The organism is Isoptericola halotolerans, from assembly GCF_045689585.1.
GTDB classification, from domain to species: domain Bacteria; phylum Actinomycetota; class Actinomycetes; order Actinomycetales; family Cellulomonadaceae; genus Isoptericola; species Isoptericola halotolerans_B.
Genome location: NZ_CP140108.1, coordinates 3,110,301 through 3,131,916, shown reverse-complemented (window position 1 = coordinate 3,131,916; position 21,616 = coordinate 3,110,301). Strand labels below are relative to the sequence as shown.

Sequence of the window (21,616 nt, the reverse complement as noted above, 5' to 3'; positions counted from 1 at the left end):
AGGCATGGACATCACCCTGCACACCACGTTCCTGCCGCACACCGACCCCGAGGCCTCCCTCGGCTTCTACCGCGACCTGCTCGGCTTCGAGCTCGTCCAGGACGTCGGCTCCGGCACCATGCGCTGGCTGACGTTCGTCGCCCCGTCGCAGCGCGACGTCCGGCTGGTGCTCACCCCGCCGGCGGCCGACCCCGGCATCACCGACGACGAGCGGCGCACCATCACCGAGCTGATGGCCAAGGGCTCCTACCAGTCGATCATCCTGGGCACCACGGACCTCGACGGCACCTTCGCCCGGCTGCAGGCCGCCGAGGCCGAGGTCGTCTCCGAACCGGCCGAGCAGCCGTGGGGCGTGCGCGACTGCGCCTTCCGGGACCCGGCGGGCAACATGGTTCGTATCGACGAGGTGAGGTGAGCCCGATGACGACAGTCACCGCCAAGCGGCCCGGCAGGCTCTCGCGCTGGCTGCAGCACACCGCCAACTCGCGCACGGTGTCCAAGATCCGCGCCCGCGGCGGCTCCCAGATGGGCATGGAGCTGCTGGTGCTGCACACCGTCGGACGGCGCAGCGGCGCAGCCCGGACGAACCCGCTGGCCTACGTCGAGGACGGCGCCGGCTGGGTCGTGGTCGCGTCCGGGGGAGGACAGCGCCACCCCGACTGGTTCGACAACCTCACCGCCCGCCCCGGCGACGCCGCTGTCGAGGTCCACGGCGCGCGACCGGTGCCCGTCGAGGTGGCGGTGCTCGACGGCCCGGCCCGGCAGGCCGCCTGGCAGCGCCTGTCGGAGGCGATCCATAGCCTGACGAAGTACCAGGCCAGGAGCGCACGCACCTACCCCGTGGTGCGGCTCACCCCGCGCTAGCCTGAGGGTGCCGGACCGACGACGGCACCCCGGCCACGACCAAGGAGACCGTCCGACCATGGCCACCAGCACCGAGGCACCCCCGACCACGCGTCCCGCCGACGCCCACGACCTGATCCGCGTGGTCGGTGCGCGCGAGAACAACCTGCGCGCCGTCGACGTCGAGCTGCCCAAACGCCGGCTCACCGTGTTCACCGGGGTGTCCGGGTCCGGCAAGAGCTCGCTCGTCTTCGCCACGATCGCCGCCGAGTCCCGCCGTCTGATCGACGAGACCTACTCCACGTTCGTGCAGGGCTTCATGCCGTCGTTGCCGCGCCCCGACGTCGACCACCTCGAGGGCATCACGACGGCGATCCTCGTCGACCAGGAGCGCCTGGGCGCCAACGTGCGCTCCACCGTGGGCACGGTCACCGACGCCAACGCCATGCTGCGCAACCTGTTCAGCCGCATCGGCGAGCCGTACGTCGGCCCGCCCACGGCGTTCTCCTTCAACATCCCCACCTCCCGCGCCAGCGGGGTGTTCAAGACGGACAAGGCGGACGGCAAGACCGACAAGAAGGTGGTGCGCGACCAGGTCTACCTCGGCGGGATGTGCCCCGAGTGCGAGGGCCGCGGGACCGTGTCCGACCTGGACCTGTCGGTCATCGTCGACGAGTCCAGGTCGCTCAACGACGGCGCCATCCTCGTGCCCGGGTACAAGGCCGACGGCTGGATGGTCAAGGGCTTCGCCGAGTCGGGGTTCGTCGACGGCGACAAGCCGATCCGCGACTACACCGACACCGAGCGCCACGACCTGCTGTACCGGGACAAGGGCAAGGTCAAGGCCCTCGGCATGAACATGACCTACCAGGGCCTCATCCCGAAGCTGCGCGAGTCGGTGTTCTCCAAGGACCCCGAGTCGCTGCAACCCCACATCCGCCGCTTCGTGGAGCGGGCGGCCGCCTTCGGGCCGTGCCCCGCCTGCGACGGCACCCGCCTCAACGAGACCGCCCGCTCGGTCACGATCGCCGGCGCGAGCATCGCCGACGTGTGCCGCATGCAGATCACCGACGCCGCCTCGTGGGTCCGCGGCATCGACGACCCCGGCGTCGCACCCCTCGTCGGCGCCCTGCTGCACCTGTTCGACTCGTTCGTCGAGATCGGCCTCGGCTATCTGTCCCTCGACCGCCCCTCCGGCACCCTCAGCGGGGGAGAGGCGCAGCGGGTCAAGATGATCCGTCACCTCGGCTCCGCGCTGACGGACGTGACCTACGTCTTCGACGAGCCCACCATCGGGCTGCACCCGCACGACATCGCCCGCATGAACAACCTCCTGATCGACCTGCGCGACAAGGGCAACACCGTGCTCGTCGTCGAGCACAAGCCCGAGGCCATCGCCGTCGCGGACCACGTCGTCGACCTCGGCCCCGGTGCCGGGTCGGACGGCGGCACCATCTGCTACGAAGGCACCGTCGAGGGTCTGCGGACCAGCGGCACGCTCACCGGCAAGCACCTCGACTTCCGCGTCGAGGTCAAGGACGCCGTGCGCCCGCCCACGGGCGCACTCGAGATCCGCGGGGCCACCCGCAACAACTTGCGCGACGTCGACGTGGACGTCCCCACCGGGGTGCTCACCGTGGTCACCGGTGTCGCCGGCTCCGGCAAGAGCTCGCTCATCCACGGCAGCCTCGCCGACCGGGACGGGGTCGTGGTCGTCGACCAGGGCGCCATCAAGGGCTCGCGCCGTTCCAACCCCGCCACGTACACAGGCCTGCTCGAACCCGTCCGCAAGGCGTTCGCGAAGGCCAACGACGTCAAGGCGGCCCTGTTCAGCGCCAACTCCGAAGGTGCGTGCCCGACCTGCAAGGGCAACGGCCGCATCTACACCGAGCTCGGGTTCATGGAGACCGTCGAGAGCCCCTGCGAGGACTGCGGCGGCAAGCGGTTCATGGCCGAGGTGCTCGACTACACCCTCGGCGGCAAGAGCATCGCCGAGGTCCTCGACCTCTCCGTGGCCCAGGCGCACGCCTTCTTCTCCGACGGCGAGGCCACCCTCCCCGCCGCTCGCAGGATTCTCGCGCACCTCGAGGACGTCGGCCTCGGCTACCTCCACCTCGGACAGCCCCTCAACACGCTCTCCGGCGGCGAGCGCCAACGCCTCAAGCTGGCGATGCACATGGGGGACAAGGGCGGCACGTACATCCTCGACGAACCCACCACCGGCCTGCACCTGGCCGACGTCGCCCACCTGCTGGGCCTGCTCGACCGACTCGTCGACGCCGGCAGGACCGTCATCGTCATCGAGCACCACCAGGCCGTCATGGCCCACGCCGACCACATCATCGACATCGGCCCCGGAGCCGGGCACGACGGCGGCACGGTGGTCTTCGAGGGCACCCCGGCCGAGCTGGTCGCCGAGCGGTCCACGCTGACCGGGGAGCACCTCGCCGACTACGTCGGTGCACGCCACTGATCGCCTCGTCGTCCGGACCCGGCGACCTCGTTCCGACGCGGCCGACGACGCTGTGCCCGCCGCGGTGCCGAGGGCGACGGTCAGACCTTCCCCTCCTCGGTCTCGTCCGGGTCCTCGTCGCGGTGGCCGCGCTCGATCGACTCGGCCAGTCCCTTGATCCGGCGCAGGCGGGCGTCCCACGCCGTGCCGACCGCCGTCAGCTGGGCCACGGCACGGCTCAGCTGATCGGCGTCGACCCGGTAGGTCTTCTCCCGCCCTTCCGTGGTGGCGCGCACGAGCCCGGCGCGAGCGAGCACCAGCAGATGCTTGGCCACGGCCTGCCGTGTCACCGGCAACTGCGCACCCAGGCTCGTCGCACTGCCGGCGCCCTGGGCTACCAGCAGGTCGAGCATCCGGCGCCGGGTCGGGTCGCCGACCGCGGACCAGAGCCGGTCGTCGATCGCTGCGCGCACACTCATGCGCGCGCCCCGAGCCGCTCGGCGTACTCCGGCAGTCGTGGCAGGAAGTGGCTCCAGCCCTCGACGTGGTCCGCGTAGGCCGCGGCCACCTCTGCCTCGGACCAGCCGCGCTCGCGGAACCCGGACTCGGTCATGCGCAGGCGCGTCCCGGAGCCCTCCGGCGTGAGCTCGAACTCGACCAGGAACGAGTTGCCCCGCCCCGCAGTCTCGCCCTCGTCGTGCGTCCACCGGAAGGAGAACCGGTGGTGCGGCAGCGCCTCGACCACCGTGAACCGCACCCAGCTGATCTGCTGTGCGGCGTCCCTGAAACCGATGCGCCCGGAGCCCCCGACCTCGACGGGGTAGTCCGCCTCGTCCGTCCACCAGCGACGCACGTGCTCGGGGTCGCTGACGACATCGAAGACCACCTCGGGCGAGGCATCGACGTACAGGTCGCGCTCGATCGTCCCCATCTCCATGACAGATCCTCCTGCAACTAGTGGTTGCGTTAAACCCTAGAGCCGGATTCGTTCCAGCGCAACCCCTGGTTGCATTGGAAGGAAGGCGCGATCGGGGCAGGGGAGAGGTCCGGCAGACGCTGTTCGAGATCTGCGGCCGGCTCAGCATGAAGCTCCAGCTCAACATCTCGCGCCCGGGCGTCTCGCAGCACCTCGCGGTGCTCGAGGCCGCCGGGCTCGTCACGAGCCGGCGCGAGGGCCGCTACACGTTCCACGACCTGGACGCCACGCCACTGCGGCAGATCACCGCTCGGCGCGTTGGGGACAGCGACTGGTGGCTGACCGTCGTGGCACCCGACGACCCCGAGGGCACGGAGCTGCTCCTCGAGCCCGCCGGGCACCCCGCGGTGACGCCCTACGGCGAGGCGCTCGTCGCGGACGGCATCCCGCTCGCCCAGTTCGCCGTCGACGACGTGCGTGCGGAGCTCGAGAGCCTGCGGGGGCTCGGCGTGGGGTTCACCCAGGAGCCGCTGTCGACGGGGCCGGTCACGACCGCGGTACTCGCCGACGCCTGCGGCAACCTCGTGCAGGTCACCGGCCCCGCGTAGCGCACCCAGCAACGCCGGAACGGCCTCAGAGGGCCTGCCCGGCGACGACGGCGCGCTGGCGTCGGCGGCGCAGGACGCGTGCCGTGGTGACCAGCGCCAGCCCCGCGACGAGGAGCGTCCAGGCGGCGACGACATGGAAGGCGGTGGCGACACCGGTGGCGGCGAGGACGGGGGCGGTCTGGGCGACGGTGGAGTGGTACATGGTGAGCTCCTCCAGGTGGGTTTTCTTCGGTGTCCGGGTGCGGTCGACCGCGCCCGGTCGTGCGGTGGGCAGGGGAGTGGTGAGCCCGAGCCGCTCAGGCGGCGGCGGTGACGTGGTTCCAGGTGGTCTGGCGTCGTGTCACGAACAGTGCGACGGCGTGGACGAAGGCGCGCTGCAGCGCCAGGTCGTAGACGAGCTCCGGCAGCACGAGCGCCGCCAGCAGCCGTGCGCGCCCGCCCGCGCCCCAGACGGTCACCAGCCGTTCGGCGACGAAGACCAGACCGACGGTCGCCCAGAGGGGCGACAGCACGAAGGTCCCGGTGACGACCGTGGCGACGGTGAGCAGGAGGAACGCCGTCATCATCAGCGTGCCGACGACGAGCATGAGCTGCTGGCCGAAGTAGCGGGCCGTCGTGCGGGTCAGGCCGTACGCGGCCAGGTTGTCCAGCATGCCCTTGTACCAGCGCACGCGCTGACGGTGCAGGTCGCCGGCGGTCGGCATCAGCTCGGTCGTGCAGCTCATGGTGACGGGGGAGCGCAGCTCGTGGCCGAGGGTCCGCAGCGCCAGCGTCAGCTCCGAGTCCTCGGTGATCGCGTCGCGGTCGTAGACGTCGCCGGGGCGCCCCGGCAGTGTCGTGCCGCGCGCGGCGGCGACCTCCTCGAGCGCCGCGCGGCGCACCAGGGCGGCGGTCCCGGTCAGCACGGCGGTCCGGCCCGTGACGTCGACCTGGACGCCGTAGCGGGTGTACTCGTTGGCCTGGCAGCGCTGGAGGTAGCCGACCGGCGGACGACCGCGGAAGACTCCGCCGACGGCGGCCACGGCCGGTTCCGCCGCCAGGACGCCGAGGCCCTCCTCGATGAACGTCGGCGCGATCGTCGTGTCCGCGTCGAGCACCATGACGACGTCCTCGGTGACCGTGCTGATCGCCTGGTCGAGGGCGCCGGCCTTGCGGGCGGTGTTGGCCACGGTCTCCATGACCTGCGCTCCGGCCGCACGCGCCACGGCGACCGTGGCGTCGGTGCTGTTGTCGGAGACGACGAGCACACCGTCCGGCCGCCGGGTCTGGTGCGTCAGCGAGGCGATGGTCGCCGGCAGGGCGTCCTCCTCGTCATGAGCCGGGATGATGACGACGACGCGCGGTCCGTGCTCGCGGTCAGCGTGGTCCTGCTGAGCGAGGTGACGCGGCGGGCGGTTCGACGAGGTGTGCACCGTGGGCTCCGAGGTCGACGTTCTGTGGTCGACTGAAGCCTCGACGACCGATCTCAGACTGCCGTCGGCAGGAGCGCAGGTCAGCGTGGGTTCTTGCTCTCGATCGCCGCAGGTTCGTCAGGTGCTCAAGAAGTCCCTCGGGCCAGCGCACCGAAGCCGCACCGACACCGCAGGAAAAGGGGCGGGTGGTGCACCGGGAACCTCGGCCGACAGGGTCGTGACGTCAGGCGAAGCGCCCGGCCATGTCGGCGACCGACGTCGGGACCCGCCCGGTGAGCCGGAGCACCTCGTCGGAGACCGTGCTCCACCGGTCCTCGCGGACGGAGGCGAACATCGTGGAGTAGGCGTAGATCCACCAGGGTTGCTCTCCGAGGCGGGCCAGCTCCTCGACATGGACCTCCGGCGAGACGTCGGCGTAGGACACAGATCTGCCGGCGACCTCGGTGAGGACCTCTGCCATGTCGTCGAGCGAGAGGGCGGTCGGACCTGTCAGGTCGTGGTGGCGGCCGCTGGGCGGCAGGACGGCCAGTGCTGCCAGCGCCCGCCCGACGTCGGACCGCGAGACGATAGCGACACGTCCGCTCCCGGCAGGCACGCGCAGCTCGCCGGACGACAGCGCCGGTCGGAGGAAGGACGCGAAGAACTCGGTGAACAGGGAGGCGCGGGCGAACGAGTACCCGCACCGGGTCCGAGCCAGGAGCCGCTCGGTGTACCCGTTGGTGAAGGCGTAGCAGAACGGTGAGGCCGGGTCCACGTCGACGCCGCTCAGGTAGACGACGTGACCCACCCCGCAGGTGTCGGCGGCCCGGACGACGTTCTCGTGGTGGATCATCATGCGCGCGGCGTCGCCGTCGCTGGAGACGAACACCAAGGCGTCGACGCCGTACAACGCGGACTCCAGCGACCCCAGGTCGTCGTAGTCCGCGTGCACGGCGGTCACGGTGTCCGAGGCGTGCACCGCGGGGACGACCGACGGCCGGCGGGCGAGGGCGAGCACCTCGTGCGGGGACGACGCGCTCGAGCGGGCCAGCAGCCCGACCACCTGGTTCCCGAGCCTGCCGGTCGAGCCGGTCACCGCGATCCTCACACCGGCGAGGCTATCTGCCCGGCCACGCAGCCTCGGTGACGACTCGCGGTCCGCACGGACGCCGCGCGAAGGCCCTCGGAACTCCTTGCAGGAGCATCGGTGACCAGAAGACCGATAATGTACATTATGTCATTACACGCGAAGAAGAGGGCCGTCGTGCGCATCGGCCGCCTCCCCTCGCCGCGTCAGTGCGTCGTCAGCTTCAGCCCGGCGACGCACGCGACGATGCCCAGGATGAGCGCGATCCGCACGACGGTGACCGGCTCGGCCCCGGTGGCCATCGCGTAGCCGGCAGTCAGCGACGCGCCGATGCCGACCCAGACGGCGTACGCCGTGCCGACCGGCAGCTCGCGCAGCGCGTACACCAGGCCGGCCATGCTGGCTGCCAGGCTCACGACGAACACCACGCTGGGCACGAGCCGCGAGAAACCCTCGGAACGGCTCAGCGCCGTGGCCCACACGGCTTCCAGCAGGCCGGAGACGACCAGAACGATCCAGGACATGAGACTCACTCCCCGATGCCGTCTTGTCGCGCTCCGGGTACGGCACCCCTCGTCCGGGAGCCCTGTCAGGCTCTGGTCTCGATGATCGCACGCCCCGGTCGCAGGTCAACGGCGCTCCGGGCGGCCTTGGTCACCATCTGGCCGCCGTCCGGATCGACAGCTAGGCTTAAACGGACATTCGGCTCAAACCATTGTGTATGCCGCAACACAGTGGTCAGACGCGAGGACCCTCCGCCGTGTCGGTGCCGCCACGTAGCCTGACGCCGATGACGGTGCAGGTCACAGGCCTGCACTCCCCTGGTCACCCAGCAGTCGGACAGGAGTTGCCCGATGGTCGCACCGCCACGGCTCGAACGGCTCACCGTCGCCCAGGCGGCGGACCGCTACCTCGCCTCGGTGCGCACCGAGACCGTCCGCGGCATCCTCTCCCCCGCCACCGAACGGTCCTACGCCCGTGACGTCGCCGAGCTCGTCGGTCTTCTCGGCCCCGGCCGGGTGCTCGACGACGTCACCGGCGACGACGTCGACGACGCCCTCGTGCGCTACCAGTCAGGTCCTGACGGCCGGTACGCGGACCCCTCCCGCAAGGCCGCACCGGGCCGGTCCACCGCCACGGTCAACCGCTTCCGGCAGTCCGTGACCCGCTTCTTCTCCCACGCCGCCCGGCACTGCTGGGTGCAGGCCGACCCCATGCAGTGGGCCTCACCGCCCGCGAAGGTGCGCGAACGCCTGCGCGTCGAGCGCACCGCGCTGTCCGCCTCGGCGGCCCAGGCGCTCGTCGCCACGGTCCAGGACGCGGGCCGCCCGACGTCGTCGGCCGCCGCACGCTCGGACCAGGCGCTCGCGGCCCGCGACCGGCTCGTCGTCGCCCTGCTGATCGTCCTCGGCCCCCGCGTCTCCGAGCTGGCCCGCGCCGACGTCGCCGACCTGACGCGCGAGCCCGAGGAGACCCGCTGGCGCATCGTCGGCAAGGGGGGCGCGACCCGGACCGTCGCTCTCAGCCCCCCGCTGGCCGCCGCCCTCGAGTCGTACCTGACGGACCTGCGCCCACGCCTGGCCACCCGCCGCCCCGACGACGCCGACGCCCAGCGCGCGCTGCTGCTGTCATGGCGCGGCCGGCGGCTCGACACCCAGGCGATCCGCGCGCTGCTGGCGCGTGCCGTCTCGCGGATGCCCGAGCCCTACCGCCGTCCCGCCACCCCGCACGCGCTGCGCCACACCACCGCGACCCTGCTGGTCGCCGACGGGTGGGACGTCAAGGTCGTGGCCGAGCTCCTCGGCCACGCCTCGATCGCCACGACCGGCGCCTATCTCGATCGGATCGACGGCGAGCTCGCCGCAGCCATCCGCACGCACCCCCTCGCCGCCTCTCTGCGGGAGGTCTCACACGCCTCCGCAGCCGAATCACCAGGCGCGACGGCGCCGACGCCGCTAGCGTGAGGGTGTGCCCAGCCCGCAGCAGCAGCAGCCCCTCGCACTCCCGGTCCGGATCCAGGTCGACTGGAGACGCATCGGCAAGGCAGCCCGCCGCGCCGCGATGCTCGCCGCAGCGATCCCGCTCACCGCCGGCGCCGCGGTGATGGTGACCGACAAGATCCGTGGGCAGCGCTACCCTCTCGACAAGAAGTTCCCGACCGCGGCACCGATGTCGACCGAGATCGACGGCACCACGGCGACCCTGTACACCTACGGCGACGACCTCTTCGAGGCCATGCTCGAGGCCATCGAGGCCGCCCAGCACACCGTCTTCCTCGAGACCTACATCTGGAAGGGCGACGCCACGGGCGAGCGCTTCAAGGAGGCGATCTCCCGGGCGGTCGCCCGCGGCGTCGAGGTCTACGTCATCTACGACGGCTTCGCGAACCTCGTCGTCCCCCAGTCGTTCTTCCACTTCCCCCCGCAGGTCCACGTCATGCGGTTCCCCGCCCTGCGCCCGGGTCTGCTCACCCTCGACGTCCGCCGTTCCGGCCGGGACCACCGCAAGATCCTCGTCGTCGACGAGGCGGTCGCGTTCGTCGGTGGGTACAACATCGGCGAGGAGTACGCCACCAAGTGGCGTGACACGCACGTCCGGCTGGAGGGCCGCGCGGCGTGGGAGCTGCAGAACGCGTTCGTCGACTTCTGGAACCGGTGGCGCACGCACAAGCACCCCGTCCTGCAGGACCGGGGCGCCGAGCACTGGCAGCCCAGCCTCCGGGCGGCACGCAACGCTCCCAGCGACCTCGTCTTCCCCATCCGGGGGCTCTACCTGGACGCGATCGACCGGGCGACCAGCCACATCTACATCACGCAGGCCTACTTCATCCCCGACCGCGACATCCTCCAGGCGCTGCTGGCCGCGGCCGCCCGCGGCGTCGACGTGCGGGTGCTCGTCCCCGAGCGCTCGAACCACTCCCTGGCGGACTGGCTCGCCCGTGGCCGGTACACCAAGCTCCTGCGCGGCGGGGTGCGGATCATGCTGTACGAGGGGGCGATGGTCCACGCCAAGACCGCGACCATCGACGGCCGCTGGTCGACCGTGGGCACGGCGAACATCGACCGGCTGAGCCTTACCGGCAACTACGAGATCAACCTCGAGATCGTCGACACCGGCCTGGCGAGCAAGCTCGAGGAGGTGTTCCGCATGGACGAGAGCAACTCCCACGAGCTCACCTACGACGAGTGGCGCGAACGCTCGACACTGACCAAGATCGCGGAGCGCGTCCTCGAGCCCCTCGAGCCGCTGCTCTGAACGCCGCACGAAGCACCACCCGGTCGGCGCGCGTCGGACCTCGAGGGACTCGCAGGGGTGGTGGACGGTGGCCCCGGCCAGCGTGACCGTCTGGGTGCGGTCTCGATCCGGGGTAGGCGGGGTGGATCGGAGCGTGCTCACCGCCACCGGCGCGCACCCGCGCTGCCGAGCTGCAGCTCCTCCCCCGGTTCCACCGCGTGCAGGCGGGCGTTCAGGTGCACGGCTCAGCCGACGTGTCGTGCGCGACGGCGCGCAGCGAGCTCGTCCTCCCCGTGCGGCCCGTCGTCGTGACCGTCGTCCTCGAGCGACTCGGTCGGCATCTGGGAGAGCGTGCCCTCGATCTCGCGCCACACCCGCCCCACGGCGATGCCGAACACGCCCTGGCCGCCCTGGACGAGGTCGACGACCTCGTCGGCCGAGGTGCACTCGTACACCGAGGCCCCGTCGCTCATCAACGTGATCTGCGCGAGGTCGTCGACGCCGCGCATCCGCAGCTGGGTGACGGCGGCGCGGATCTGCTGCAGGGACACCCCGGTGTCGAGGAGCCGCTTGACCACCTTGAGCACGAGGACGTCGCGGAAGCTGTACAGCCGATGGGTCCCCGAACCGCTGGCGGAGCGGATCGACGGCTCCACGAGGCCGGTCCGGGCCCAGTAGTCGAGCTGCCGGTACGTGATGCCGGCTACCCGGCACGCCGTGGTCCCGCGATACCCGGTGCCGCCGTCCTGCTCCGACAGGTCCTCGCCGAAGAGAAGCCCTTGGGCGCCGGCCGGTACCGCGCCGACCTCGGCGCTCACCTCACCGCTGCTGTTCACTGTGCCTCCAAGATGTCGGTTCCACGCTAGGACCGCCCCCCAGGGCCGTCAACGACGTCGCACTCGAGCGGTTCGGCGTGTCGCGGACCGATGCGGACCGATGACCTGCCGCGGCGACCGTGAACCTCCGGTGGAGGGTTCGTCCCCACGATAGCCGGGAACCTTCAGGTTGGGCTTGAAGGTCATGGTGGTGTGTCGTCCCCGGGGTCGGACGACCCCCCGGGGCTCGTGAAGTCCTCGGCCGTGACGTGGTCGAGGAAGTCACGGAACTTCTCGACCTCTTTCTGCTGGTCCAGGTCGACGATCTCGACTCCGGCGGCGGCGACGACCTCGGCCGAGCAGAGCACCGGGCTCTCGGTGCGCACGGCGAGCGCGATCGCGTCGGAAGCCCGCGAGTCGAGCCGCACCCCGGTCGAGAGCACCAGCTCGGCGAAGAAGATGCCGCCGTCGAGCGCGACGATCTCGACGCGCTCCAGGTCGACCCCCACGGCGCCGAGCAGGTCGCGCAGCAGGTCGTGGGTCATCGGACGGGGCGTGGCGACGCCGGCCTGAGCCATCGCGATGGCGGAGGCCTCCCGGGCGCCGATCACGATGGGCACGGCCAGCTCGGCAGCCGTGTCGAACAGCAGCACCACGATCTCCTGGTCGCGCTGCTGCTGGCGCACCCCGAGCACCTCGACCGGCACCATCGGTGCTTCGGCCCCGTCGTCGCTCTCCACACCGTCCACGGTATGACGCTCGAAGCGTGCCCGCGCTCCGGAGCCGGGCCGTGGGTGCCGGCTCACCGCAGCTGGGCGGTGCCCTCGCGCACCCAGGCGCTGTGCAGGCGGGCCACGAGCTCGCCGAGCTCCTCGGCGAGCTCGGCGGCGTGCGCTCGGCCGTCGGACGTCTGCTGGCTGCGGTAGGGCGCGACCACCTGGTCCACGAGGCCGACGTGCCGGTCGGCGGAGGACCGCAGAGGGCGCAGGTGGCGCGGTTCGATGCCGTGCTCGGCGAGCCGGCCCGCCAGACGCACGATCTCCGGCGCGGAGGCGTCCAGGTAGCCCGACGAAGTCCGCAGCACGCCCGCGACGACCAACGAGCGCACGGCGTCCGTGGAGACGCCGGTCGCCTCGCTGACCGACTCGACGGTCCAGCGGCGGCGCGACGGTTCGGCCGGTGCCGGCGCGGCCAGCCGGGGCACCGGACCAGGAGCGGGCTCCCCGGCGTCCATGGCGGCGAGACGTTCCTTGATGACCTTCAGCGGCAGGTAGGAGTCACGCTGCTCCGCCAGGACGAAGCGCAGCCTCTCGACGTCCGCCGCGCTGTACTGCCGGTAGCCCGCCGGCGTCCTGACGGGCGTGATCAGTCCCTGCTCCTCGAGGAACCTCAGCTTGGAGTGCGACACGGAGGGAAAGTCACCGCGCAGCTGACCGAGGACCTCCGAGATCCGCATCGAGGCGTGCCTCGAGATGCCCCGCGGCCACGGCTCGGGGACGTCGTCGGGCTCCGGAGCCTGCTCGGCCCCGGCCCCCAGGGTCACGGGACCGGCGCCTGGTCGTCCCGCGGCGCCTGCGGGCTCGCGTGGAAGGACATCCGGAACTTGCCGATCTGCACCTCGTCGCCGGTGCTGAGCGTGGCCGCGTCGATGCGGTCGCGGTTGACGTACGTGCCGTTCAGGGAACCGATGTCGCGGACCACGAACCGGTCCGCCTCACGGACGAACTCGGCGTGCTTGCGCGAGACGGTGACGTCGTCGAGGAAGATCTCCGCGGTCTCGCTGCGCCCGGCGACGGTGCGGTCGGAGTCCAGCAGGAACCGTTCGCCGACGGCTCCGGACCCGTACTGCACCACCAGCAGCGCCGAGTGCCGCGGCAGCGCGGCGACCGCGGCGCTCTCCTCCGCGGTCAGCGGGATCCGGGGGGTCTGCTCCTCGGCGGGCGCACCGAACCTGCCGAGGTGGGCCGTGGTGTCGACACCCGAGTCGTGCGGGAGTGCGCGGGGGTCCGTCATCAGTCCTCCTGGCTGGGTCGCGCGGTCCGACGTGCGCCGTCGTCCGACAAACCTACCCCGTGAGCGGTCCCGGCGGAAAGCAGCGACGTGCTGTGGTCAGCCCTCCGGACGCTCCGGGGTCGCGTACTGCGGCTCCGCGGGCTCGCGCACGGCGTCGACCTCGATCTCGTCGTGCTCGAACGTCGTGGCCTCGGCGCCCGCGGTGCGCACCGTCGCCAGCGCGCCGCCGGGGATCTCCAGAGCGGGGCTGAGGGTCGCCGGGTCCCCGATGACCGTCCACCGGTAGGGCGGGTCCAGCGGTTCGTCGTCGACCACGATGCCCTCGTCGGTGTCACGGAACCAGGTGGAGGTGACCAGGCGGACGTCGTTGAGCTCGACGACCTCGGCGCCGGCGTTGCGCAGCTCCTCGAGCACGTTGAACAGGGCCGACGCCTCCAACGCACCCTGCGGGTCCCGGATGACGACCTCCAGGCCCGGGCCGACGGCGGGCAGGCGGCCCGAGAGGATGCCTTCGGCGCTGGCCCGCTCCTCGGCGAGGTCGACGGCCGCCTGGGCCTGGCCGGTGCCCGACTGCAGCTCGTCGCGGGTGGAGGACAGCTCCTCGACCTGGTCGGCCAGCTGCTCCGACCGCTGGGTGACCTCGTCGAGCAACCGTACGAGGTCGTCCTGGCGGGCCGACGACAACGGGTCCTGGGCCGACTGCTGGACCTGGACGACCAGCGCGAACCCGAGGGCGGCGCACAGGACGGCGGCGAGCAGCTGCGAGCGGTTCGCCCGCGGTCGCAGCGCCCGGCCCAGGGCGCGCCAGCCGCCGACCGGTGCCGGGTCGTGCCCTGCGTCGGTGGTCGTGGCGACGACCTCCTCGTCGTCGGCCGGCCGCGCGCTCACCTGCGGTACGGAGCCCGTCCCCGGACCGGGCCACGTCCCCGGTGGCGTCGCCGCGGCCTCCTCGGGACTGTCCTCGCGCCGGTCCTCGCCCATGCTCATGCCTTGAACAGGTGCCGTCGGATCGCGGCCGCGTTGGAGAAGATGCGGATACCGAGCACGACCACCACCGCGGTGGACAGCTGGGACCCCACACCGAGCTGGTCACCGAGGAACACGATGAAGGCCGCCACGAGGACGTTCGACAGGAACGACACGACGAACACCTTGTCGTCGAACAAGCCGTCGAGCTTGGCACGCAACCCGCCGAAGAGGGCGTCCAGCGCTGCCACCACGGCGATCGGCAGGTACGGCTGCAGCGCGACCGGCACGGTCGGGTGCAGAACCAACCCCGCCACCACGCCGATCACGAGCCCGACGACCGCGATCATGGGTCCTCCTCCTCAGTCTTGTCCGGACCCGGCTCCACCGGCTCCGCATAGCGCAGACCCTGACTGCCCACGCTCGGCAGATCGATGTCCTCCACGACGCTCATGGACGACTCGATCCCCCACTCCGACGCCAACAGCTGGGTGTAGGCCGGGGCGCCGGTCCGAGCGTACGCGGCCTGCATGTCCTCCGGGTCACCGATCGCCCGGACCTCGTACGACGGCCCCGGCAGCGGGACGAGGTCCACCAGGATGGCCTCCCCCGCGTGCCGGATCGCCGACAGCGACGTCAGGCGCTGCCCGCCCACGCTGATGGCCTCGGCCCCCGAGGCCCACAGGGCGTTGACCACCGTCTGCAGGTCGACGGCCTGGACCCGGGAGTCGGAGGGAGCCTGGTCCGGCCCCGGCTCCCCCTCGTCGTCGCTCAGCGTGAGCAGCAGCCCGGGGCCCGACACCGCCGTCGACCCCGTCACGACCCCGTCCAGCCGCAGCTGCTCGAGGAGCCCCTGGTCAGCCTCCGTCAGGGCGGCCGACTGCAGCTCCTCGATCTCGTCGTTCAGCACGACGGTCTGCTCACGCAACGCGTCCGCCGTCCGCTGCCGTTCGTCGATCTCCTGCTCCAGCACCTCACGCGCCGACGGGCCCTCCGACGGCGCGCGCAGCTCCTGAGCGGCCGTGACGGTCATGAGCCCCAGCAGCACCGCCACCAGCAGCAGCAACAACGGACCAGCCCCGCGCGCCGGTACCTGACCGGAGCCGCGCCGCCGCGCCGCCTCCGCGTAACCAGGATCCAGCGGCTTCTCCATGACCTCGACCAGCAACGTCATGGACTCGTCCGGGCGCCTCGACGCCGGAGACGTCATGCCGGGCCCTCCCGGCGCTCGCGGTCACGCTCGGCCCGGACCAACCGACGCGTCTGCGCCAGGTAGTGCCAGCCGGCCAGCCAGTACAGGCCGATCCCCCAGGCGGCGAACGCCCAGCCCACCGCCCGCGAGACCGTCCCGACCGGACCCGGGGTCTGCGCCAGGAGCAGCAGCGGGAAGGCGTACAGCAGCGCGAAGGTCCCGGCCTTGCCGACCATGGTGACCGCGAGCGGCCCGTAGCCGTACCGCGCCAGCACCGGCGCCAGGCAGGCAAGCAGCACGTCCCGCAGCACGACCAGCGCCAGCACCCACCACGGGACCACACCACGCCACAGCAGACCGATCAGCGTCACCAGGATGAACAAGCGGTCCGCCGCCGGGTCCAGCACCTGACCCAGCTTGGTCACCTGGTCCAGACGCCGCGCCAGGAAACCGTCCAACCAGTCGCTGGCGCCCGAGACAGCGAGCACGATCAGCGCCCACACGTCCTCGCCCGAGACGATCAGCACGGCAAACACCGGCACCAGCGCCAGACGCACCATGCTCACCGCGTTCGGCACCGTCCACACGGCTGAACCACCCTGCCCTGCGTGCACGATCACCGCCTGAGTCCCTCGAGAGCCTGCCGGGCACATCCTACGCAGGAGCGGGCAGATCACGTCGCAGTGGGCAAACTCACCGGCCCCTCCCCTGCCGGTCGGCGCTCGCGGCCCGTACGATGGAACCAATCCATTCGGAGTTCGTCGTCTTCCCGCGTGTTCGTAGGCCCTGGCAACCAAGAAAACGGCCAGGTGCAGGTGTGTGTCCGGGACCGAGCGACCGCCGTGCCGCAAGGCGTGGCAGGACTCCCACCCCGCACCCGACGGAACGGTCACCCTTCGCCATGAGCACCCCTGACTCCACGCTGCCCACCGAGCCCCAGGCCACCTTCGCCGACCTCCACCTGCCTGCACCGCTGCAGAAGGCCGTCGACGACCTCGGCTTCACCACTCCCTCGCCCATCCAGGCCGAGGCCATCCCCGCGCTCCTCGCCGGCCGCGACATCACCGGCGTCGCCCAGACGGGCACCGGCAAGACCGCCGCCTTCGGCATCCCGCTGCTCGCCGCCGTCGACCCGGGCGCCGACGTCTCGCGCGGCCACGTCCAGGCACTCGTCCTGGCACCCACCCGCGAGCTGGCCATGCAGGTCGCCGACGCCGTCGAGAGCTTCGCCACCCACCTGCCCGGCGTGCACGTGCTGCCCGTCTACGGCGGTGCGCCGTACGTGCCCCAGCAGCGCGCGCTGCGCGACGGCGTCCACGTCGTCGTCGGCACGCCCGGCCGCGTCATGGACCACCTCGAGAGGGGCTCGCTCCACCTCGACACCGTCAAGTTCCTCGTCCTCGACGAGGCCGACGAGATGCTCCGCATGGGCTTTGCCGAGGACGTCGAGAAGATCTTCGGCCAGGCGTCCACCGAGCGGCAGGTCGCCCTGTTCTCCGCCACGATGCCCCCGGCCATCCGCGCCGTCGCCGACACCCACCTCGACAACCCGGTCCAGGTCGCCGTCTCCCGGCAGTCCAGCACCGTCACGAGCGTCGAGCAGACCTACGCCGTCGTGCCGTTCCGCCACAAGGTCGGCTCGCTCGTCCGCGTGCTGGCGACCTCGGAGGCGGACGCCACCATCGTCTTCACCCGCACGCGCGCCGCTGCCGAAGAGGTCGGGGTCGCCCTCGTCGAGCGCGGCGTCTCGGCCGCCACCATCTCCGGCGACGTCGCCCAGAAGGAGCGCGAAAAGATCGTCGAGCGGCTCCGCAACGGCTCCCTCGACGTCCTCGTCGCCACCGACGTCGCCGCCCGCGGCCTCGACGTCGACCGCATCGGCCTCGTCGTCAACTTCGACATCCCCCGCGAGGCCGAGGCCTACGTCCACCGCATCGGCCGCACCGGCCGTGCCGGGCGCACCGGCAAGGCGCTGTCGTTCATCACCCCGCACGAGCGGGGCAAGCTCAAGCACATCGAGCGCACCATCCGCGCCAAGCTCGTCGAGGCCGAGATCCCCTCACCTCGCGACGTCTCCGCGCACCGCGCCCGCACCATCCTCGGCACGGTGCCCGCCCGTCTCGAGGCCGGCCGGCTCGACCTGTACACGGAGCTCCTGCGCGAGCACCTCGCACCCCGCGAGGACGGCACCACGGCCGACGCCGCCGAGGTCGCCGCCGCGCTCCTGGCGCTCGCGGTCGGGGACGACGGTCCGGCCCACCGGGCAGCGCAGGAGGAGTACGAGAAGGAGCGCGCCGAGGTCATGGGCGGCCGCACCCGGGAGACGCACCGTGCCGAGCGGGGCGACCGCGACGGCGACCGCACGCGGCGCCACCCCCGCGCGGACCGCGACGACCGCGGTCGTGGCATCCGCCGTCCGGCCGAGGGGACGCGCTACCGCATCGCGGTCGGGCACACCCACGGAGCCCAGCCGCGCGGCATCGTCGGCGCGCTGACGAACGAGGGCGGTCTGCGTGGTGGCGACATCGGCAAGATCGACATCTTCGGCAACTTTTCCCTGGTCGACATCACCAAGCCGCTCGACGACGCGACGATGAACCGTATCGGTCGCGCCAACGTCGCCGGCCGCCAGCTGCGCATCTCGGTCGACAAGGGTGCCCCGGAGCGTCGTGCGCCCCGCACGGAGCGCCGGCCCGTCCACGCCGCGCACTGATCGCCGCGGGGCTCAGGCCCCCTCGGAGGCCTCGCCGAGCTGCCGGACCAGCTCCTGCAGCCGGCGGGCCTCCGCCATCCCTCGTTCGCCGTCGGCGCGCTGGATGCCCATCACGGCCAGGGTGCCGCCGTCGGACAGGTCGAGGACGACCCACGGGTCGTTCACGGTGAGCCGCACGGCGACGATCTCGGGCCAGGCGACGCGTCGCCTCCGGATCACGTTGCGGACCGTGAGCCCGTCCCGGTCCGGAGCGGCGTGCACGCCGCCGAGCCGCCAGAGCAGCCAGACGGCGAAGATCGCGAAGGCGACGAAGGTGACGCGCGTGCCGGGCCCGAGCAGGACCCCCTCCGCGGCGAACACCCCCACCAGCAGGCTCCCGCCGGCCGCGACGACTCCCGTGACCACGACGGCGACGCGCGTCCACCACGGACGGAAGGTCCGGAAGCGGTCCCGCGCACCGTCGCCGCTCATGGTCAGAGGCGCGAGGCGTGGATGCGGGTCACGAGGATGCCGCGGGCGCCGACGTCGTACAGCGCGTCCATGACCTGGTTGGTCTCCGAGCGACGCACCATCGACCGGACCGCGGCGGACTGGCCGTTGTGCAGCGGCGAGACCGTGGGCGACTCGAACCCTGGCGTCACGGCCACGGCCGCGTCGAGCAGCTCCGTCGGCACGTCGTAGTCGAGCAGGACGTACTCGCGAGCGGTGATGACGCCCTGCAGACGGCGCGTGAGGATGTCGATCCCGGCGGGCACGTCGTCACCGGAGCGACGGATGAGGACGGCCTCGGACCGCAGGATCGGCTCACCGAAGACCTCGAGCCCGGCGGCCCGGAGCGTCGTGCCCGTCTCGACGACGTCGGCGATGACGTCCGCGACGCCGAGCCGGACCGAGCTCTCCACCGCTCCGTCGAGGTGGACGATGGCTGCGGGTTCGACGCCCTGGCGCGCCAGGTGCGTCCGGACGAGCGTGGTGTACGACGACGCGACGCGCTTGCCGGCGATCTGGGCGACGTCGTCGATCGTGCCTGCCGGCGCGGCGAACCGGAAGGTCGACCCGGCGAAACCGAGCGGCAGGTGCTCGACCGCGTCCGCGTCGGAGTCGAGCATCAGGTCGCGCCCGGTGATCCCCACGTCGACCGTGCCGGCCCCGACGTAGACGGCGACGTCCCGCGGGCGCAGGAAGAAGAACTCGACGCCGTTGTCGGCGTCGGTGAGCACGAGCTCACGGGTGTCGCGACGCTGGCGGTAGCCGGCCTCGCGCAGCATCTCGGTGGCGGGCGTGGAGAGCGATCCCTTGTTCGGGACGGCGATGCGGAGCAACGGGTTACCTCGTTCGGTTCGGGCGGGACGACGGCGGTGGGGCGATCCGGAGCGCGCGCTGCGCGTCCGGCGTCGGGAGAGGACGCCGGACCGGGCGCTCACAGATGCGCGTACACGTCCTCCAGGGTGAGCCCCTTGGCGACCATCAGCACCTGCAGGTGGTAGAGCAGCTGCGAGATCTCCTCGGCGGCCTCCTCGTCGGACTCGTGCTCGGCGGCCATCCACACCTCGGCGGCCTCCTCGACGATCTTCTTGCCGATCGCGTGCACGCCGGCGTCCAGCTGCGCGACGGTCCCCGACCCGGCGGGTCGGGTCCGGGCCTTCTCGGACAGCTCGGCATACAGGGAGTCGAAGGTCTTCACCCCACCAGCCTAGACGCCGGCCCCTGCCCTCGGGGCTCCTGTTCCGGGTCGCGGGACGTGAGGCACGTGTGGTTATCGGTGCTTGGCACACTATTTTTCTCGAAACGACGAGACCGGCGATGCAGGGCCGGTGATGGTCGGTCGGCCAGCGATCCGCCAGGCCACCGTCCGGGGCCAGCGGCACCACCCCGTCGAACGGCGTGACCGTGCGCAGCCCGAGCTCCGCGTCGTCGTGCAGGATCAGCACCATCTCGCCCTCGCCGTCGAGGGGTCCGCCCTGCGGGTACGGACCACCGCCGTGGCACGTCTGCGGCACCGAGAGGACGTCGGCCCTCTCCCCCGCCGCCCCCGGCGTGTCGTGGAGAGGCCAGTCAAGGCACGACTCGTCGCCACCGGCCTCCGCGCAGCGTGTGAGCGAACCCACGGCACACGCGACACCGGCCACCGCCCGCACCGACGCGGCCGGTGCGTCGCTGATGCTCCACCTCGAACCCGGAACATGTCGGCGGACGCGCTGATCTTGCCGTCAGTGGGCGTGCCGGCTCGCCAGGTCGCGCAGCGCCTCGATCTCGGCCGGGACGTTCTCGGCGCCGAAGACGGCCGACCCGGCGACGAACACGTTCGCCCCGGCGTCGGCGGCCCGGTCGATCGTCTCGCGCGACACTCCCCCGTCGACCTGGATGTGGACGTCCAGGCCGGCCTCGCTGACGGCCTCGCGGGCCCGGCGGATCTTCGGCAGCGTCCCGTCGATGAAGGACTGACCGCCGAACCCGGGCTCGACGGTCATCACCAGGATCATGTCGACCTCCCCCAGCAGGTCGAGGAACGGCTCCACCGGTGTCGCGGGCCGCAGGGCCACGCCGGCACGCGCGCCCAGGCGCCGCAGCTCCCGGGCGAGTCGGACGGGGGCCTGCGCCGCCTCGGCGTGGAAGGTGACCGAGGCGGCGCCCGCCTCGGCGTACGCCGGCGCCCAACGGTCGGGGTCGTCGATCATCAGGTGCCCGTCGATCGGGACGGGTGAGACCTGCGCCAGGCGTTCGAAGACCGGGAGACCGAGCGTCAGGTTCGGCACGAAGTGGTTGTCCATGACGTCGACGTGCGCGTAGTCCGCGGACGTGATGAGCTGCAGGTCCCGCTCGAGGTTCGCGAAGTCGGCGGACAGGATGCTCGGGTTGATCAGGGCTGCCATGATGCCCAGCGTAGAGCCGGTGACCGGTCGGCATGTGCGCAAGCGAAGGAGCACCGCATGGTTCCCGAGATCAACTACTGGGCCGTCCTCGTCGCCACGCTCTCGACGGTGGTCGTCGGGTCGGTCTGGTACACGCCGCGCGTGTTCGGCAACCGGTGGAAGCGCCTGGCACGGGTGGACCCCGACAAGCAGGGCAGCGCTGTCGGCCCCATCGTCGTGACCGTGGTCGTCAGCTTCGTGTCCGCCTGGGTCCTGGCGGGAGCCACGTTCATCGCCTGGGAGTTCTACGGCGGCGGGTTCCTCGGTGCCGCACTGGCGACGGCCGGGTTCCTCTGGGCGGGCTTCACCGCCGCGCGGTTCGTCACCCATGATGCATTCGAGGGCCGCCCCACCGCGCTGACCACGATGAACGTGGCGCACGAGCTCGTGACGTTCGCCGTCATGGCGGTCATCATCGGAGCCTGGGCACCCGCCGGCGCCTGATCACCACCACCGGGATCTCAGGCCCGCTCG

At 71.9% G+C, this 21,616-nt stretch carries 26 protein-coding genes and 1 riboswitch; of the genes, 8 read left to right on the top strand and 18 right to left on the bottom strand.

All coding sequences use genetic code 11. The features are described from left to right. The first annotated feature begins 4 nt into the window (after positions 1–4). From UQW22_RS14685 to UQW22_RS14675, 3 genes are read left to right on the top strand one after another with little or no spacing between them, the layout of a single operon-like run. A complete protein-coding gene (locus UQW22_RS14685; protein ID WP_407317822.1) occupies positions 5–415 on the top strand; it encodes a VOC family protein in 411 nt (136 codons plus the stop codon). A 5-nt stretch (positions 416–420) separates the two neighbouring features. Beyond that, positions 421–864 (top strand): nitroreductase family deazaflavin-dependent oxidoreductase, encoded by a 444-nt coding sequence (locus UQW22_RS14680; RefSeq protein ID WP_407317821.1) that lies wholly within the window; start codon positions 421–423, stop codon positions 862–864. Between the two features lie 58 nt (positions 865–922). After that, positions 923–3,316 carry an ATP-binding cassette domain-containing protein gene (locus UQW22_RS14675; protein ID WP_407317820.1) on the top strand — a complete coding sequence of 798 codons (2,394 nt, stop codon included), beginning with the start codon at positions 923–925 and terminating at the stop codon, positions 3,314–3,316. An 80-nt stretch (positions 3,317–3,396) separates the two neighbouring features. Here UQW22_RS14675 and UQW22_RS14670 read toward each other — a convergent pair whose 3' ends face one another. After that, the gene (locus tag UQW22_RS14670; protein WP_407317819.1) at positions 3,397–3,774 is read right to left on the bottom strand and encodes an ArsR/SmtB family transcription factor; all 378 of its coding nucleotides are present in this window, start codon (positions 3,772–3,774) and stop codon (positions 3,397–3,399) included. Continuing rightward, positions 3,771–4,232, bottom strand: coding sequence for an SRPBCC domain-containing protein (locus UQW22_RS14665; protein ID WP_407317818.1), 462 nt, complete (start codon positions 4,230–4,232; stop codon positions 3,771–3,773). Before UQW22_RS14665 ends, UQW22_RS14670 begins: the two co-directional genes overlap by 4 nt. Before the next feature lie 146 nt (positions 4,233–4,378). Here UQW22_RS14665 and UQW22_RS14660 point away from each other — a divergent pair, with 146 nt between their 5' ends. Then, positions 4,379–4,819, top strand: coding sequence for a VOC family protein (locus UQW22_RS14660; RefSeq protein WP_407317817.1), 441 nt, complete (start codon positions 4,379–4,381; stop codon positions 4,817–4,819). A gap of 25 nt (positions 4,820–4,844) precedes the next feature. Here the strand turns inward: UQW22_RS14660 and UQW22_RS14655 are convergent, their stop codons facing one another. From UQW22_RS14655 to UQW22_RS14640, 4 genes are all read right to left on the bottom strand, one after another. Then, positions 4,845–5,021, bottom strand: a complete 177-nt coding sequence (locus UQW22_RS14655; RefSeq protein ID WP_407317816.1) for a hypothetical protein — start codon at positions 5,019–5,021, stop codon at positions 4,845–4,847. Positions 5,022–5,115: 94 nt separating this feature from the next. Beyond that, a complete protein-coding gene (locus UQW22_RS14650; protein ID WP_407317815.1) occupies positions 5,116–6,231 on the bottom strand; it encodes a glycosyltransferase in 1,116 nt (371 codons plus the stop codon). A gap of 223 nt (positions 6,232–6,454) precedes the next feature. Continuing rightward, positions 6,455–7,318: an NmrA family NAD(P)-binding protein gene (locus UQW22_RS14645; protein WP_407317814.1), complete on the bottom strand. Its 864-nt coding sequence runs from the start codon at positions 7,316–7,318 to the stop codon at positions 6,455–6,457. A 185-nt stretch (positions 7,319–7,503) separates the two neighbouring features. Next, positions 7,504–7,821 (bottom strand): DMT family transporter, encoded by a 318-nt coding sequence (locus tag UQW22_RS14640; protein ID WP_407317813.1) that lies wholly within the window; start codon positions 7,819–7,821, stop codon positions 7,504–7,506. A 12-nt stretch (positions 7,822–7,833) separates the two neighbouring features. Beyond that, a riboswitch (guanidine-III (ykkC-III) riboswitch) is annotated at positions 7,834–7,897 on the bottom strand. 254 nt (positions 7,898–8,151) lie between these two features. Here UQW22_RS14640 and UQW22_RS14635 point away from each other — a divergent pair. Together UQW22_RS14635 and UQW22_RS14630 are read left to right on the top strand one after the other, a co-directional pair. After that, the gene (locus UQW22_RS14635; protein WP_407317812.1) at positions 8,152–9,261 is read left to right on the top strand and encodes a tyrosine-type recombinase/integrase; all 1,110 of its coding nucleotides are present in this window, start codon (positions 8,152–8,154) and stop codon (positions 9,259–9,261) included. Positions 9,262–9,265: 4 nt separating this feature from the next. After that, a complete protein-coding gene (locus UQW22_RS14630; RefSeq protein WP_407317811.1) occupies positions 9,266–10,552 on the top strand; it encodes a phospholipase D-like domain-containing protein in 1,287 nt (428 codons plus the stop codon). A gap of 224 nt (positions 10,553–10,776) precedes the next feature. Here UQW22_RS14630 and UQW22_RS14625 read toward each other — a convergent pair whose 3' ends face one another. The 8 genes from UQW22_RS14625 to UQW22_RS14590 all read right to left on the bottom strand — a co-directional run bounded on the left by UQW22_RS14625 (position 10,777) and on the right by UQW22_RS14590 (position 16,131). Beyond that, on the bottom strand, positions 10,777–11,367 hold the full coding sequence (locus UQW22_RS14625) for a MerR family transcriptional regulator (protein WP_407317810.1): 591 nt from the start codon (positions 11,365–11,367) through the stop codon (positions 10,777–10,779). A gap of 182 nt (positions 11,368–11,549) precedes the next feature. Continuing rightward, a complete protein-coding gene (locus tag UQW22_RS14620) occupies positions 11,550–12,056 on the bottom strand; it encodes a bifunctional nuclease family protein (protein WP_407320825.1) in 507 nt (168 codons plus the stop codon). Between the two features lie 92 nt (positions 12,057–12,148). Further along, entirely contained in the window at positions 12,149–12,889 is a 741-nt protein-coding gene (locus UQW22_RS14615) for a MerR family transcriptional regulator (protein WP_407317809.1), read from the bottom strand. Then, the gene (locus UQW22_RS14610; protein ID WP_407317808.1) at positions 12,886–13,359 is read right to left on the bottom strand and encodes an FHA domain-containing protein; all 474 of its coding nucleotides are present in this window, start codon (positions 13,357–13,359) and stop codon (positions 12,886–12,888) included. The genes UQW22_RS14615 and UQW22_RS14610 overlap by 4 nt, the downstream gene beginning before the upstream one ends. A gap of 96 nt (positions 13,360–13,455) precedes the next feature. Beyond that, positions 13,456–14,346: a DUF881 domain-containing protein gene (locus UQW22_RS14605; protein ID WP_407317807.1), complete on the bottom strand. Its 891-nt coding sequence runs from the start codon at positions 14,344–14,346 to the stop codon at positions 13,456–13,458. Then, on the bottom strand, positions 14,343–14,675 hold the full coding sequence (locus UQW22_RS14600; RefSeq protein WP_407317806.1) for a small basic family protein: 333 nt from the start codon (positions 14,673–14,675) through the stop codon (positions 14,343–14,345). Before UQW22_RS14600 ends, UQW22_RS14605 begins: the two co-directional genes overlap by 4 nt. Beyond that, positions 14,672–15,535 carry a DUF881 domain-containing protein gene (locus UQW22_RS14595; protein ID WP_407317805.1) on the bottom strand — a complete coding sequence of 288 codons (864 nt, stop codon included), beginning with the start codon at positions 15,533–15,535 and terminating at the stop codon, positions 14,672–14,674. The genes UQW22_RS14600 and UQW22_RS14595 overlap by 4 nt, the downstream gene beginning before the upstream one ends. Beyond that, positions 15,532–16,131 carry a CDP-alcohol phosphatidyltransferase family protein gene (locus tag UQW22_RS14590; protein WP_407320824.1) on the bottom strand — a complete coding sequence of 200 codons (600 nt, stop codon included), beginning with the start codon at positions 16,129–16,131 and terminating at the stop codon, positions 15,532–15,534. Before UQW22_RS14590 ends, UQW22_RS14595 begins: the two co-directional genes overlap by 4 nt. A 287-nt stretch (positions 16,132–16,418) precedes the next feature. On the opposite strand from UQW22_RS14590, the gene UQW22_RS14585 reads away from it, so the two are divergent. Then, a complete protein-coding gene (locus UQW22_RS14585; protein WP_407317804.1) occupies positions 16,419–18,230 on the top strand; it encodes a DEAD/DEAH box helicase in 1,812 nt (603 codons plus the stop codon). A gap of 12 nt (positions 18,231–18,242) precedes the next feature. On the opposite strand, the gene UQW22_RS14580 is transcribed toward UQW22_RS14585, so the two are convergent. The 4 genes from UQW22_RS14580 to rpe all read right to left on the bottom strand — a co-directional run bounded on the left by UQW22_RS14580 (position 18,243) and on the right by rpe (position 21,103). Further along, positions 18,243–18,701: a PH domain-containing protein gene (locus tag UQW22_RS14580; protein WP_407317803.1), complete on the bottom strand. Its 459-nt coding sequence runs from the start codon at positions 18,699–18,701 to the stop codon at positions 18,243–18,245. A 2-nt stretch (positions 18,702–18,703) separates the two neighbouring features. Continuing rightward, a complete protein-coding gene (gene hisG, locus UQW22_RS14575) occupies positions 18,704–19,552 on the bottom strand; it encodes an ATP phosphoribosyltransferase (protein WP_407317802.1) in 849 nt (282 codons plus the stop codon). A gap of 98 nt (positions 19,553–19,650) precedes the next feature. Continuing rightward, complete coding sequence (locus UQW22_RS14570; RefSeq protein ID WP_407317801.1) at positions 19,651–19,914, bottom strand: phosphoribosyl-ATP diphosphatase; 264 nt, start codon at positions 19,912–19,914, stop codon at positions 19,651–19,653. A gap of 526 nt (positions 19,915–20,440) precedes the next feature. Further along, positions 20,441–21,103 carry a ribulose-phosphate 3-epimerase gene (rpe, locus tag UQW22_RS14565; protein ID WP_407317800.1) on the bottom strand — a complete coding sequence of 221 codons (663 nt, stop codon included), beginning with the start codon at positions 21,101–21,103 and terminating at the stop codon, positions 20,441–20,443. A gap of 57 nt (positions 21,104–21,160) precedes the next feature. Between rpe and UQW22_RS14560 the strand changes: the two genes are divergently transcribed. Next, positions 21,161–21,586 carry a DUF1761 domain-containing protein gene (locus tag UQW22_RS14560; RefSeq protein WP_407317799.1) on the top strand — a complete coding sequence of 142 codons (426 nt, stop codon included), beginning with the start codon at positions 21,161–21,163 and terminating at the stop codon, positions 21,584–21,586. Positions 21,587–21,616: the final 30 nt, after the last annotated feature.

What these genes read in the sequence shown, in the direction of transcription:
- UQW22_RS14600 (WP_407317806.1), bottom strand. Translation starts at nt 14,675, where the DNA reads ATGATCGCGGTCGTCGGGCTCGTGATCGGCGTGGTGGCGGGGTTGGTT.
- UQW22_RS14595 (WP_407317805.1), bottom strand. Translation starts at nt 15,535, where the DNA reads ATGACGTCTCCGGCGTCGAGGCGCCCGGACGAGTCCATGACGTTGCTG.
- UQW22_RS14640 (WP_407317813.1), bottom strand. Translation starts at nt 7,821, where the DNA reads ATGTCCTGGATCGTTCTGGTCGTCTCCGGCCTGCTGGAAGCCGTGTGG.
- UQW22_RS14635 (WP_407317812.1), top strand. Translation starts at nt 8,152, where the DNA reads ATGGTCGCACCGCCACGGCTCGAACGGCTCACCGTCGCCCAGGCGGCG.
- UQW22_RS14685 (WP_407317822.1), top strand. Translation starts at nt 5, where the DNA reads ATGGACATCACCCTGCACACCACGTTCCTGCCGCACACCGACCCCGAG.
- rpe (WP_407317800.1), bottom strand. Translation starts at nt 21,103, where the DNA reads ATGGCAGCCCTGATCAACCCGAGCATCCTGTCCGCCGACTTCGCGAAC.
- UQW22_RS14620 (WP_407320825.1), bottom strand. Translation starts at nt 12,056, where the DNA reads ATGGTGCCGGTCGAGGTGCTCGGGGTGCGCCAGCAGCAGCGCGACCAG.
- UQW22_RS14660 (WP_407317817.1), top strand. Translation starts at nt 4,379, where the DNA reads ATGAAGCTCCAGCTCAACATCTCGCGCCCGGGCGTCTCGCAGCACCTC.
- UQW22_RS14605 (WP_407317807.1), bottom strand. Translation starts at nt 14,346, where the DNA reads ATGAGCATGGGCGAGGACCGGCGCGAGGACAGTCCCGAGGAGGCCGCG.
- UQW22_RS14580 (WP_407317803.1), bottom strand. Translation starts at nt 18,701, where the DNA reads ATGAGCGGCGACGGTGCGCGGGACCGCTTCCGGACCTTCCGTCCGTGG.
- UQW22_RS14585 (WP_407317804.1), top strand. Translation starts at nt 16,419, where the DNA reads ATGAGCACCCCTGACTCCACGCTGCCCACCGAGCCCCAGGCCACCTTC.
- UQW22_RS14670 (WP_407317819.1), bottom strand. Translation starts at nt 3,774, where the DNA reads ATGAGTGTGCGCGCAGCGATCGACGACCGGCTCTGGTCCGCGGTCGGC.
- UQW22_RS14680 (WP_407317821.1), top strand. Translation starts at nt 421, where the DNA reads ATGACGACAGTCACCGCCAAGCGGCCCGGCAGGCTCTCGCGCTGGCTG.
- UQW22_RS14675 (WP_407317820.1), top strand. Translation starts at nt 923, where the DNA reads ATGGCCACCAGCACCGAGGCACCCCCGACCACGCGTCCCGCCGACGCC.
- UQW22_RS14610 (WP_407317808.1), bottom strand. Translation starts at nt 13,359, where the DNA reads ATGACGGACCCCCGCGCACTCCCGCACGACTCGGGTGTCGACACCACG.
- UQW22_RS14560 (WP_407317799.1), top strand. Translation starts at nt 21,161, where the DNA reads ATGGTTCCCGAGATCAACTACTGGGCCGTCCTCGTCGCCACGCTCTCG.
- UQW22_RS14655 (WP_407317816.1), bottom strand. Translation starts at nt 5,021, where the DNA reads ATGTACCACTCCACCGTCGCCCAGACCGCCCCCGTCCTCGCCGCCACC.
- UQW22_RS14665 (WP_407317818.1), bottom strand. Translation starts at nt 4,232, where the DNA reads ATGGAGATGGGGACGATCGAGCGCGACCTGTACGTCGATGCCTCGCCC.